Genomic DNA, 12,823 nt, shown 5'->3' on the forward strand with positions numbered 1-12,823 from the left:
GTCACGGCAAACCTTCCAATCAGCTCGCCCATCATCGCACCACTCGACGTGACTGTGTTGCTGAGTCGAGTACCTGGGTGCACCGCACTACGGTGCTCCGCGAAGACACGGTCCAGCCGCTACCCTCGTCCCAGGCCGGACAGGGCCGACGCGGGAAGGCGGTGCGGTATGGGTAGTGGACTGACGGAGCGGATCGTCACGATCTTGCGCGCTCAACCCAACCTGAGCGCACCCCAGATCGTCGCGTGCCTGGCCGAGCCCGGTGTCGACCGCTCGGTCATCAATCGCCTGCTCTACGCCGAGCACACCCGGTTCATCGTCGACGCGTCGGCCAACCCACCACGCTGGTCGCTGTTGCCGACACCGCCGTCGACCCGACCACCGACCGTCTCCTCGCCCGCACCGGCCCCCTCGCCACCACCGGAGCCCGCCCGTTCGCCGGCGTCGAAAGCGCCCATCGATACCGACGCACGACCGCTGCGAGAGTGGCAGCGTCGCGCACTCGACCGGTGGATCGACGGGGGACGTAAAGGCGTGGTCGAGGCCGTCGACGGCACCGGTAAGACGGTGCTCGGCGTACGGGCGATCGCCGAAGCCGTCGCCGCGTGCACGCCCGCTGTCGTCGTTGTCGCCGACCACCAGCAGTCCACCCGCTGGATGAACGAGCTGGTGGCGGTCGCCCCCGACTGCCGTGTCGCCGGGCCGAGTACCCATTCGCGGCCCGGCGACCAGCGCACCTGGGACGTGGCGATCGTGACCCCGGCTACCGTCGCCCGCCTGCGCCAGATCGCTCCCGTCGCCCAGTGTTCGGAGGCGCTGCTCGTCATCGATGATGTCGATCGGTACACCGACGGCGTGTTCGCCCAGGTTCTCACCGACCAGTTCACCACCCGTTTGGCTCTCACCCGCGCCCTCGATCGTGGTGACCAGACCGTACGGACCAAGCTGCTGCCCTACTTCGGCCCTGTCCTCGCCGGGTGTGACTACGCGACGGCTCGCGCCGACGGGGTTCTAGAACCGATCACCCTGATTCACGTCGCGGTCGATCTCGACCCGAGGGAGCGGGCCCGACTCGACCGCGCGCAGGCATTGGTCGACCGGGAGTGCGACACTCTGGTCGGAACCTATGGCGCACCCGAATCACCCGCTGAGTTCCGGGCTTTCGTCGAAGCGCTCGCGGTCGGGCGCGGCTCCGGCGCCCACCACGCGAACCGGTACCTGTCGGCGGTCGCCGATCGAGCCACCGCCCTGGCCGAGAGTTCGGCCAAACTGGATCTGGTCCGGACGCTGCCGACCGACGTGCTCGCCGCCACGCAGTCGGTCGTCTTCGTCGATCGGCCGGTCGCGGCCGGTCAGGTCCACCGGGTTCTCACCGAGAACGGCCTTGCCACCGCGACGACGAATCCCACCCTGACCGCGCAGCAACGATCCGCCATCGCGGAGGGTCTGCGGAACAGATCCCTGTCGATCCTGGTGGAACAGCGCGTGCTCGATCCGACGCTCACCGTCCCCGGAGCCGAGATCGCGCTCATGCTGGCCCGCGCTCGCGACAGCACCCAGGTGGTCCACCGGCTCAGCCGGATCGTGCGACCGGGCACCTGTGCGCGTCGGCGGCTCGTCATCGTGGCCTTCGTCGCCGGGTCGGCCGAGGACCCGCGCCACGATGACTCCGGAACCACAGCGGTCATCCGTCCGCTGGCCGAGGACACGATCCGAACAGATCTCGCCGGCCTGATGACTTTTCTGCGCGAATGGCTCGACGCGCCAACGGTACTCGCCTCAGATTCGGCGCGAGCGCCACATCCCGCCACCGAGCCCGCAGTGGCCGAACCGGAGTCCGAACTCGATCAGTACGTGGTCGACCGCCGATTCGACAGCGACGACGACCCGATCGACGAAGACCTCGACATCGGTTCGCTCGTCCCCGAGTTGCTGGACGAACTGCTGGCCGAGCTGACATCGCTGGGCAGCATCGGCACCAGCGAGGAACTCGGCGACTTGATCGGCTGCTGTGACCCGGCCGAACTACGCGAACTGGTCGACAGCGCGGCTCGCGCCGAGCACGTGGTCTTCCACGAAATAGGCGGTGACAGTGAGGATCTGCTCCTGATCGCGACCACCGACGGCGCGGACCGCCGCCACTCCCGCGCGGCGGCCGAACGAATCGCGGTCTGGGCGGCCGACGCCGACGACCCCATCGGCGCCCTGCACCCGCTGATCGCGGATCTGGACGGCCTGCGAGTCCCCCCGCACCGACTCGTCCAGATCGCGGCCTTCCTCCGTGGCACCACCCCGAAAGCCCTGCTCTAGCTCTCCTGACCCGCTCGCGCGGCAACGGGCAGGACGAGAGCGAGCATGGCGATGGCACGGTCGGTGAGCTGTCCTTGGCCGAGCAGTGACACCGCGCGCCGCATCAGTGCCGATCGGTCGGTCCAGCCCGTGGACGCGGCACCGCGCGTGAGCATCTCGGCGAGCTCTCGGGCGGGTACCTGTTCGATGGCTCGCGCGCCGAGCAACCGGGGTCGAAGGGCGGGCTGTGCTTCCGTGCGATAGGTGAACCACCGCGACTGCCCGATCTCGAGAAAGTCCTCGACCACCAACAACCCCTGCTGCACAGCGGCTTCCAGCGCCCGGTCGATGAGAACGGGCATCCGTGCACGATCCTCGTCGTCGACCGTCCGCGCACGGGCGAGCACCGCGTGCAGTCGCTCACCGGTCACCGGCCCCTCGACGTCGACGATGTGCAGTAGATCCTCGCGGATCGAGCCGACATTGGGCGCCGCGCCCGCCACTGACAGCAAACCGGAGAAAGCCTCGTAGTCGGCGATCTCGTCGGCCGCCCGCTCCCGGGCCAACCGTTCCCGAGCTCCCACCCGCAACGGTGGATACACCGATTCCGGCTCGACCGGCGGCTCCGGCTCGACCGACGGCTCCGACTCGACCACAACGGGATCCGCGATTTCCGTGGTCTCCTCGTCCCGTGTCTCATCGATCCACGGCTTGCCCCACTGGAAACCGTCGAGCACCTCCCGCACCGGAACCGCTTGGAAGACAGCCGCTTCCACCACTTCCGGTTCCGCCTCCTCGGCGACCGGAACCAGCTTCACCGCATCCAGCAGCTCCCACAGCGGTTCGAGCGCGCGCTCCGGGTCGGACACGAACTGCGACTGGCGAATCCGGAAGAAGGGCCACCCACACCGTTCGAGGTCGCGTTGCCACGACAGCGCCTGCCGGTAGGCCTGCGGGCCGTTCCACGCGTCGCCCTCGCACAGCACAGCGACCCTGATGTGCCCGCCGATGATGACCATGTCCAGGGTGTGGATCCCGACGTCGAAGTGGGCACGCACCTGATACCGCCGAGCCAGGATCCGATTGAACACCTGCTGCTCGAACACCGACGAGAACGGTGGCACCAGCCGGTCTTCACGGACCGGCTCGGGAAGCTCGTCGTCCTCGGAGGTCCGCGCCGCCTCGATGGACAGGCAGTAGTCCAGCAGCTGGTACCGCATGTCGTCGGGGTTGGCGAGGTCCTGTAGACGCAGAGAATGGAACACCCACATCTGGTCCGCGGCACGCGAGGCCGCGACGTTGTAGCGCTGAATCGCCGCTACCCCGGTCAGCGGCATGTAGCGGGTGTCGGAGTGCAGCGATTTCACCATCGACAGGAACATCACGTCGCGTTCGGCACCCTGGAAATCCGCGGCGTCACCGCAGCGCAGTTGCCGACGTTCGATCTCTTCCGGCGCCACGGCGAGCAGTAGCTTGTTCCAGATCAGGTCGGCTTGTGGACTCCCCAGCAGCGAGACCACACCGAAGGTCTTGCCCGCGTAGCGTGGATCGGCCAGGCATTCCACCACCCGGTCCACGATCCGGTCGGCTTCGACGGCATTGAGATTGCCTTTGGTACTCACCCCGTCGGCCACGAATTCGGTGCGAATGGGCGGCAGCCGATCACTGCCGAAAACCCGCACGGGGACGAGGGGTTTGGCGTCCTTCTTGTAGGCGATCTCGTTGGAGAACCCGATGATCTCGGGAACACAGCGGCGATGCTCGACCAGGGTGAGCCGCGAGGAGAACCGCATTCCCGCGTCCTCGAACAGGCTGCGTTTGGTGTCGATCCAACTGGCCTTGTGCAGGTTGTCGGCCAGATACTGCTCGGCCAACCCGTTCACGGTGTCGATCTTCACGCCCACGCCGGACGGCGAGACCTGCCGGTCGTCACCGATCACCACGATCCGCGGCGCCAGGTACTGCAGGAACACCGCCTCGGCCCCGGCCTGCGAGGCTTCGTCGACCACGACCACATCGAACATGTCCGGTGCGATCTCGAGCTGTTCGACCACCCGGTAGATCGGCATGATCCACACCGGCACCGCCGAGCGGCAGCGCCCCATCGTGTCCCGGATCTCGCGCCGCCGCCGGTCGGCGTGCGGGCCGGAGCCTTTCCCGAGCCGCCGCACCAGTTGCGCGTATTGGCGCAGGTCCATCCGGGTGGCGGGCCCGAGTCGATCGGGCGCCACCGCGCGATCCCACGCCTTGGTGACGGCCAATTCGGTCGCCTGATCCCGCAATCCGGCTTCCACATCATCGAGTTGGGCGAAGAGCGCGTTGACCGGTTCGGTGTCGACCGAGGCCAGCCACGCGCCGAGTCCGGCCCAGTCCCATGCCTGTTCGAGTTCGGCGAGTTGGCCGTCCCATACCGGTGAGACCGCCGTGGCGGTGACCGCCGAGCGCAACCGGGGCAGCCGGGTCATTCGCGAATCGAGTTCACTTCGCCGGGCGAAGCGAGCCCGCAGGGTGTTCAGCTCGCCCAGCCTGGTGTGGGCGCGCTGGTAGGCGGCGATATCGCGCCGTTCGATCGACTGGTGCAGCTCGTGCAGGTTGGCCGTGGCGCCGTGCTGGTATCGCAGCGCACCGACCCGACCAGCGACCGTGTCGAACAACGCCGCGGCCTCGACCTGCTCGTCGAGGGCCGCCGCCGCGTCGAAGGACGCGAGCAGGGCGCGTCGCGACGCCGGGTCCGACCAGTTCGGTTCACCCATCCCGAAGCCGCGCAATTGTTGTCCGGCACTGACCAATTCGGACCCGACGGTCAGCAGCATCCGCAGCTGCTCGGCGTGTTCACGATGGTGTGCCAGCCGCACCGACACGCTGCCCGCCGCCGCACCGCCGACCCCGTACCCGGCCCACACCTCGTCGAGTTGTTCGACCAGACGCTCGATCGCGTCGGAGCACAGGAACAAGCGCAAGTGCGCGGGCTCCACCGGAATCCGGCCGTCCACGCGCACGTGTTCGAACAGCGGCGCGGCGTCCTTGATCACCCGATTGGTCGCGAAACCCACCTTCGGCGCGCCGTCGGGCCGCAGCTTGAGCGCACCGTTCTTCTCGATCTGGGCGAGCACCGACTCGGCCAGCGCCACCAGCGCGGCCCGGTCACCACCGGAGACCCGCACCTGCGCGATCCCCAATTCGGCGGTCAGCGCCGATGCCGGATCGAGCAATTCGGTCAACCGCACCCGACGCCCGTGCCACACTCCGCCACGTCCTCTGGCCACGTCACCGACCGCGTCGCGAACCCAGCCGTCCTGACTGTTGGACAGGTCGGCGAGTTCGCGGTCGATGGTGCGCACAGTCGCCGCCACCTCGGCGCGACTGGTCGGCGTCAGCGCGCGGACCCCGTCGATCCAGGGTCGGGTCCCCAGTGCCGAGGACGCCGCGGCCCGTTCGTCGGCCGATCGCAGTCGGTCGATCCACTGCGCGATCTGCGCCACCGGCGGCAGGTCGTGCACGGTAACGAGTTGCGGCGCGGCCACTTCCGGATCCGACAGTGCGGAATCGAGCAGCAGTGACCGCCATTCGCGCGCTTCCAGTGAGGTGACCGCCGGTGTGGTCCCCGGCGCGACCGGGTCGAGCCCACGAATCCACCCGAAACGCTCGGCATCAGCCCGATGCCGCTGCACGAGGTCGGTCAATGTCCCACGGTAGGAACCGATTTCGTGGGTGATCACCTCCTGCTCGCGATGTCGCAGCAGCTGTTCACCCAGCGCCGCGCGCTCCGCTCGCAAGCGCGCGACACGCGCGTTGGCCGACTCGACTCGCCGCCGCGCGCCCGCCGCGTCGTGTTCGTCGGCGGCCGTGGCGATGCGCTCCATCGACAGCTTCAGGTCGTCGAAGTCGTCACGCCCGGCCCCGGCGACCGACACACACAGATCACGAATCTCGGGGGGCAGCTTGCCCCGCACCTCGGCCAACGCCCGATCGGTGTGCGCGGTGATCAACACGCGTTTGCCCTGGGCCAGCAGGTGTGCGATCAGTGCGGCCGCCGTGTGCGTTTTGCCGGTGCCGGGTGGTCCCTGCACGATGGTGTGCGGATGGCAGTCCACGTGATGCAGGATCGCCAACTGCACCGCGTTCAGCGGCAACGGCAGAAAGCTGTCGGGACCGTCGTGCACGATCGCGCCGTTGTCCGAGGGAAGCTCCGTTGTCGGTGTGTGGGCGGGATCGACCAGCGCGCGCAGCCCGGCCGGAACGCGCCGTTCATCCTCGATCCGATCGGCGATGGTTTCGAGCACCCGGGTGAGCCCGCGCGTGCCACGGGAGCGCACGATCAGCGCGGGTGCGTAGTAGCCGACCGGCTGACCGGTGGCCGCCGCCGGTGTCATCTCGTCGTGGAATGTCGAATCCGGTCCGAGGCTGTGCAGCAGTCGCCGCATCAGCACCGCGGCCGCATCCCGGTCGAACGGGTCGAGCCCGTTCAGGAACTCGCGCTCGACCGACCGCAGCAGCGCGAGATCCGCGATCTCGCCTGGATCGAGAAAATCGGACAACTCCATCGTCGAGCGACCAGCGTCCAGGTCGAGCCGCACGGTCAGCGCGCCCGAATCGGTGTCGAACTCGAATTTCACCGGCATGGTCAGCGCGTGCCTGCGGATCGTCCCGGTTTCGGGCCGCCGCCAGACCACACAGCCCAGGCCCAGCACGCCTTCCTTGCTCTCGGCCGAGCCGTTGACGTCGGAGTACATCCGGTAGATCGCCTGGTACCACTGGTAGGCGGGCTCGTCGATGCGCGCTTTCTCCGCCCACGCGCGCCATCGGACCAGCCAGGCCGCGAACCGCTCGGCGATCTCCGGGTGATCGGCCAGGCGCGCGATCCCCGCGCCACCGTCGACCCGCTCGGTCCGCAGGGCCGGTTCGGCGGTGTGATCATCGAGACGACCCGGTACCAGCCAGGCCCGCACCTCGGCTTCCGGTGGGCTGATCGGCCGCGTGACCGGCACCTTCTCCAACCGGAGGAACGGCTTGTCCTCCGAGGCCGGGGTGAACCGCACCGCCGTGCTCGCGGGTAGCTCACCGAGCCACTGCACCGCCCCGAGATCATCGGTGTCGAGGACGGCACTGCTACCGACCCCTTGCACGCGAGCCAGGAACCGGAACAACCGCGCGGCCCGATCCGCCAGATCGGCCTCCGCCACGGTTCCCGCGTCCGCCATCCGATCTCTCCTCACAACAGGCCAACTTTCACACGATATCGCCAGGTCAAGCGCGTTCGCTACCGGAGTGTCCGAACCGCGACCATGATCACGGACCTGCGCGCGGTCATCGCGAACCGGCCCTGATCTGGGTGATCATCTCCGCCAGCTGCACCACCCGCGCGTCGCTCTCGCCGTGCCAGGCGGCCAGTTGGGTGTGCAGTTTCCGTAGTCTGGTCAACGCCGCCCGCACCTGCCCGGCGCGCACCTGGCAGGTCGCCAGTTGTCGCTGGCAGTACATGACCTGATCGTCATAGGGCCCGCGTTCGGCCGTGAGGTCATCGATCAGATCGCTGTAGAGGGTGCTCGCCTGGGCGTTGTCCCCGGATTCCAGACACAGGTCCGCCAACCGCACCCGCGCGTCGACGACATCCCCATCGCGCGAACCCAGTTCCGGAACGGCAACGCCGAGTAGGTCTTTCAACCCATCGATGGCGGGCACGTAGCGGGATTCGTCGGCGAGGTCGCGGGCCCGCCGCACCGCCCGGTCGAGATCACCCCGAGTGAATTCGGGTGCGGGAGCCGCGGCATCGGCGTCGGTACGCAGTCGGGTCGTCGCGGTACGGGTCGCCGCGGACGCGCCGACCGCTGTCGCGTACAACCGGGCGGGACTGGCCGGTTCCGGATTCTCCATCAGCGCGTCCAGCGCACCGACATACCGCATCAACACCGCGTGCACGGTCGCGGCGTCGGCCGGGCGGTCGATCGGTTCCTTGGCGAGCATGCTCGTCACGAGCACCGCGAGTTCCTCGGGCACACCGTCGCGTTCGGGCACGAGAACCGGTGGGGGTGCGGTGATCTGGTTGTACATGGTGTCGAACTCCGAGGAGCCCAGCATCGCGCGCACACCGGTGAGCAGTTCGTAGATCACCAGACCGAGGGAGTACAGATCTGTCTGCGGCACGACGGTCTTGCCCCGCACCTGTTCGGGCGCCATGTATTCCGGCGTCCCGATGCCCGACCCCGTGCGCGTGAGCCGCGTCTGATCGGCGTCGAGCGCGACGGCGATTCCGAAATCCAAGACCCGGACCGTCCCGTCCGCGCACAGCATGAGGTTGGACGGCTTGAGATCCCGGTGGAAGATCCGGTGCCCGTGCGCTTCGGCGAGTACGGCCGCGGTTTGCGCCGCGATCCCGGCCACCGCACCCAGTGGCAGCCTGCCCCGCGTGGACAGGATCGCGTCCAGGGTGGCGCCTTTGATGTACTCCATGATCAGGAAGGGCTGCTCGGGCGGGCCCGGCTCGATCCCCGCGTCGAACACCGTCGCCATCCCCGGATGACTCATCCGCGCCATCAACTCGGCTTCGCGCACGAACCGACGTTCCCATTCATCGTTCTCGGCCAGCCGGGGATGAATGATCTTGATCGCGACCTGACGTTTGAGCTTACGGTCGAAGCCCCGGAACACCTGACCCATTCCCCCGCGCCCGATCACCTCGATCAGCTCGTAGCGCTGGCCGACGATGCGCGGCACCGGCCGCTCAGCCATGTGGCCCGTCCGTCTCCGGCACCGCGCTCCATGTGCCCGACGAGATACCCGCCAGACCCCGCTCCACCAGTTGTTCGACCACCGAACGCGTTCGGCGCCACTGGGTCTCGATGCGCAACAGTCGAACCACCGCCGCACCGGCCACCCGCTGCTCCCCGATCGGCATCCGAGGAAAGGCCACCGCGAACAGGTCGATCGGCCGACCACCCGCAGCGTCGCACCACGCCCGCACCACCCCGGCCAAGAACCCCGCGTCGATCACCTTCGGGTTCACCCGTAGCACCGCGATCCCGGGCCCCATCAGCGCGGTCTCCTGCCAGACCGACACCACCGAGGGGCCGCCACCGGTCACGAGCACTACATCGCCGGGCCGCGCGGTGACGGCGCCGGGAAGCGTACCGTCACCGTGCACGGAGGGCCCCCGATCGAGCCGCACGTCCTTCGCGCTGAACATCGCGTCACCGGCCGCGACAGTGACGAGGGTGGGCGGTGACTCCAGCACGGTGAGCGCACCGGCCGCGACGAGTTCACCCACCGACACGGTCGGACGCGGACCCTGTCCGACAACGAGTTCGGGCGCGGCGGGCACCCGGAACTCCGTGACGGCGGTCCGCGCCGCGGTGTAAGTTGCGAGGTCGGACGCAATCGCACCGTCGGCAACCAATTCTGTCGGCGCCCCCGCCGCGTTGCTGTCCACCGATTGCCACCTCCCCACCTGTCCGTTTCGAGTGCGACAACGGTAGCAGCGTGGCAGCCTCGGAGCGGGTCGAGCACCCGCCAATCCGATCGGTTAACAACACGAATACATCGATTGACATAGTTTTCATTTACACCTACTCTTTCCTTACGCATCGGCTAAACATGCAGAACCCCTAATGAATGCCATTTGGTACTAAGTTGGATGCCCTCAGCGTCGACCACCAGGAGCTCCCCGGATGACCCATGCCACCGAGCCTCGCGAGCTCAATGTCGCCCCCGGCTCGATCGTCGTTGTCCGCGACGAGGAATGGCTGGTCACCTCCGCCGAACAGGGCGCCGACGGCTGGCTGTTGCGCGTACGCGGCCTGAGCGAACTGGTCGCCGACACCACCGCGACCTTCTACCAAAGTCTCGACGACATAGCGGTTCTCGACCCGGCCGCCGCCAAGATCGTCGCCGACGGCTCGTCGGGCTACCGCGAGTCCCGCCTGTGGCTAGAGGCCCTGTTGCGCAAAACCCCCTTCCCCTACGGAGATCGAACGGTCACCGTCTCCACCCAGATGCTCGCCGACTCCCTCGGCTACCAGCGCGCCGCCGTCGCCAAAGCCCTCGATCCCCAACACATTCGCCCGCGAATCCTGCTGGCCGACGCGGTCGGCCTCGGCAAGACCCTCGAGATCGGCATGATCCTGTCCGAGCTGGTGCGCCGAGGCCGTGGCGAACGTATCCTCATCGTCACCCCCAAGCACGTGCTCGAGCAGATGCAGCACGAACTGTGGTGCCGCTTCGCACTTCCGTTCGTCCGCCTGGACTCGGCGGGTATCCAGAAGGTCCGCCAGAAACTGCCCGCCACCCGCAACCCCTTCACCTACTACAAGCGCGCCATCATCTCCATCGACACACTGAAAAGCCCGCGCTACAAGGCACATCTGGCCCGCCACCCCTGGGATGTCGTGGTGATCGACGAGTCCCACAACCTCACCAATGTGGGCACCCAGAACAACGAACTGGCCCGCCTGCTCGCCCCCAACACCGAGGCTCTCATCCTCGCCTCCGCCACCCCGCACAACGGTCGCGAGGAATCCTTCGCCGAACTGCTGCGCCTGCTCGACCCCACCGCGGTCGCCGCCGACGGCACCTTCACCAAGCAGGACGTGCAGAACCTGCTGATCCGCCGCCACCGTCACCACGACGAGGTCGCCGCGGAGGTGGGCAGCGACTGGGCGGAGCGCGCCGAACCCGTGCACCTGCTCGTCCAGCCTTCACCGGCGGAAAACGCCGTCGCCCAGGAACTCTCGCAGGTCTGGCTGCACCCGAAAGACGGGCCGTCCCCCTATTCGGGCGAAACCAAGGGCCTGTTCCCCTGGACCCTGGCCAAGGCGTTCCTGTCCTCCCCCGCCGCCCTGCGCGAGTCGATCAACCAGCGCCGCGACAAGCTCCGCGACGGCAGCCCCGAGCAGCACGTCGAACTGGCCGCCCTGAACACCCTCAGCGATCTCAACGACAAGGCCTTCACTGAATCCGCGGGCAAACAGGCCGCACTGGTGTCGCGCCTGAAAGACATCGGCGTCGGCCCCAAGTCGTCGACCCGCGCCGTCGTCTTCGGCGAACGCGTCGCCACCTTGAAGTGGCTCGCCGAACTCCTGCCCGCCGCCCTTGGCCTGAAGCCGGAGAACATCGCCATGCTGCACGGCGGCCTCTCGGACGTGGAGCAGCTGGCGATCGTCGACAGCTTCAAACTCGAGACCTCACCCATCCGTGTGCTGGTCACCGGCGATGTCGCCTCCGAGGGCGTGAACCTGCATGCCCAGTGCCACAACCTGATCCACTACGACATCCCCTGGTCGCTGATCCGCATCGAACAGCGCAACGGCCGCGTCGACCGCTACGGTCAGAAGTTCCCGCCGGTCATCTCCTCGCTCATCCTCGAACCCGCCGATCCCGAGTTCTCCGGCGACCTGCGTGTCCTCTCGCGCCTGCTCGAACGCGAGAACCTGGCCCACACCACCCTCGGCGACGTCGCCTCCCTCATGGGCAAACACTGTGTCACCGAAGAGGAATCGGCCATCCGCGACGTCCTCGCGGGCAAGGCGACCCTCGACGACCAGGTCCGCACCGTCGAAGACCTCCTCGACGGCGACGATTTCGACGCCTTCTTCGCCCAACTCGACGCCGAGGACGCCCCCGAACTTCCCGTTCTGCCCCGCCAGAGCCTCTACCGAGATGACATCGGCTTCCTCGACGAGGCCCTGCGCGCCGCCTACAACGACGTCCCCCACGCCGCCCCCACTGCGGGCGGCATCGGCTGGACCGTGCACGCCAATCACGGTATCGCCGAACTGATCCCGCCGCCCGACCTGCGCCAGCGCCTGGCCAACCTCCCGCAGAACTACCGCGAGCAGGGCAACATCGACACCCGCCTCAAGCTCGCCACGAACGTCCAGGTCGGCGATGCCCAACTCCGCGCCGCCCGCCAGGGCAAAGGCATCAACAACACCACCTGGCCCGAAGCCCACTTCCTCGGCCCCCTGCACCCCGTGCTCGACTGGGCCAGCGACCGCGCCCTGTCCGCCTTGGGCCGCAACCAGATCTTCGCCCTGCGCGGCGAGGTCGACGCCGTCACCGTCGTGCTCATGGGCACCCTCATGAACCGCCGGGGCCAACTCGTGTCCCGCGTGTTCTCCACCGTCGAATTCCACGACCCCGAGCGCCCGTCCCTGGCCTTCACCAGACCGCTGGAAAACCTCGACTTCCTGCTCACCGACACCGGTTTGAAGCCGGGCACCGCCAACCCCGGCCCGATCCCCGACCCGGACCGATTCCAACACCTGATCCCCCTCGCCGTCGCCAACGCCACCCAGTCGATGAAACTCGTTCTCGGCGAACAGGAGCGCACCGCCAACGAACGTCTGGCCCAGTGGCGTCACCGCGCCGACCGCTGGCATTCCGGCGCGGACCAACTCGAACTGTTCGGCACCGCCCGCAAGAAGGTCGACAAGTACGCCCAGCGCATCGCCGAAGAGCAGCGCCTCGCCGAATCCCTCGCCCCCACCCAGCAATTGGTGCGCCCGCTGCTGGTGATCGTCCCCGGAAAGGACCAGTAATC

General features: G+C 68.0%; 5 protein-coding genes. 2 read left to right on the plus strand and 3 right to left on the minus strand.

All coding sequences use genetic code 11. The annotated features are described in order from the left end of the window. Positions 1 to 168 precede the first annotated feature (168 nt). Positions 169 to 2,310, plus strand: coding sequence for a DEAD/DEAH box helicase (locus ACFP3H_RS18265; protein WP_378607615.1), 2,142 nt, complete (start codon positions 169 to 171; stop codon positions 2,308 to 2,310). Here ACFP3H_RS18265 and ACFP3H_RS18270 read toward each other — a convergent pair. The 3 genes from ACFP3H_RS18270 to ACFP3H_RS18280 form a co-directional block, all read right to left on the minus strand. After that, positions 2,307 to 7,490: an AAA domain-containing protein gene (locus ACFP3H_RS18270; RefSeq protein WP_378607617.1), complete on the minus strand. Its 5,184-nt coding sequence runs from the start codon at positions 7,488 to 7,490 to the stop codon at positions 2,307 to 2,309. The genes ACFP3H_RS18265 and ACFP3H_RS18270 overlap by 4 nt on opposite strands. A gap of 106 nt (positions 7,491 to 7,596) precedes the next feature. Then, entirely contained in the window at positions 7,597 to 9,018 is a 1,422-nt protein-coding gene (locus ACFP3H_RS18275; protein WP_378607619.1) for a serine/threonine-protein kinase, read from the minus strand. After that, positions 9,011 to 9,715 (minus strand): hypothetical protein, encoded by a 705-nt coding sequence (locus ACFP3H_RS18280; protein WP_378607621.1) that lies wholly within the window; start codon positions 9,713 to 9,715, stop codon positions 9,011 to 9,013. Before ACFP3H_RS18280 ends, ACFP3H_RS18275 begins: the two co-directional genes overlap by 8 nt. A 238-nt stretch (positions 9,716 to 9,953) precedes the next feature. Between ACFP3H_RS18280 and ACFP3H_RS18285 the strand changes: the two genes are divergently transcribed. After that, positions 9,954 to 12,821 carry a helicase-related protein gene (locus tag ACFP3H_RS18285; protein WP_378607623.1) on the plus strand — a complete coding sequence of 956 codons (2,868 nt, stop codon included), beginning with the start codon at positions 9,954 to 9,956 and terminating at the stop codon, positions 12,819 to 12,821. Positions 12,822 to 12,823 lie beyond the last annotated feature (2 nt).

The sequence above is a fragment of the Nocardia lasii genome (assembly GCF_042658545.1).
Lineage (GTDB): Bacteria > Actinomycetota > Actinomycetes > Mycobacteriales > Mycobacteriaceae > Nocardia > Nocardia lasii.

Coding starts and splice junctions, on each gene's coding strand:
- ACFP3H_RS18270 (WP_378607617.1), bottom strand. CDS start 7,490: ATGGCGGACGCGGGAACCGTGGCGGAGGCCGATCTGGCGGATCGGGCC.
- ACFP3H_RS18275 (WP_378607619.1), bottom strand. CDS start 9,018: ATGGCTGAGCGGCCGGTGCCGCGCATCGTCGGCCAGCGCTACGAGCTG.
- ACFP3H_RS18285 (WP_378607623.1), top strand. CDS start 9,954: ATGACCCATGCCACCGAGCCTCGCGAGCTCAATGTCGCCCCCGGCTCG.
- ACFP3H_RS18265 (WP_378607615.1), top strand. CDS start 169: ATGGGTAGTGGACTGACGGAGCGGATCGTCACGATCTTGCGCGCTCAA.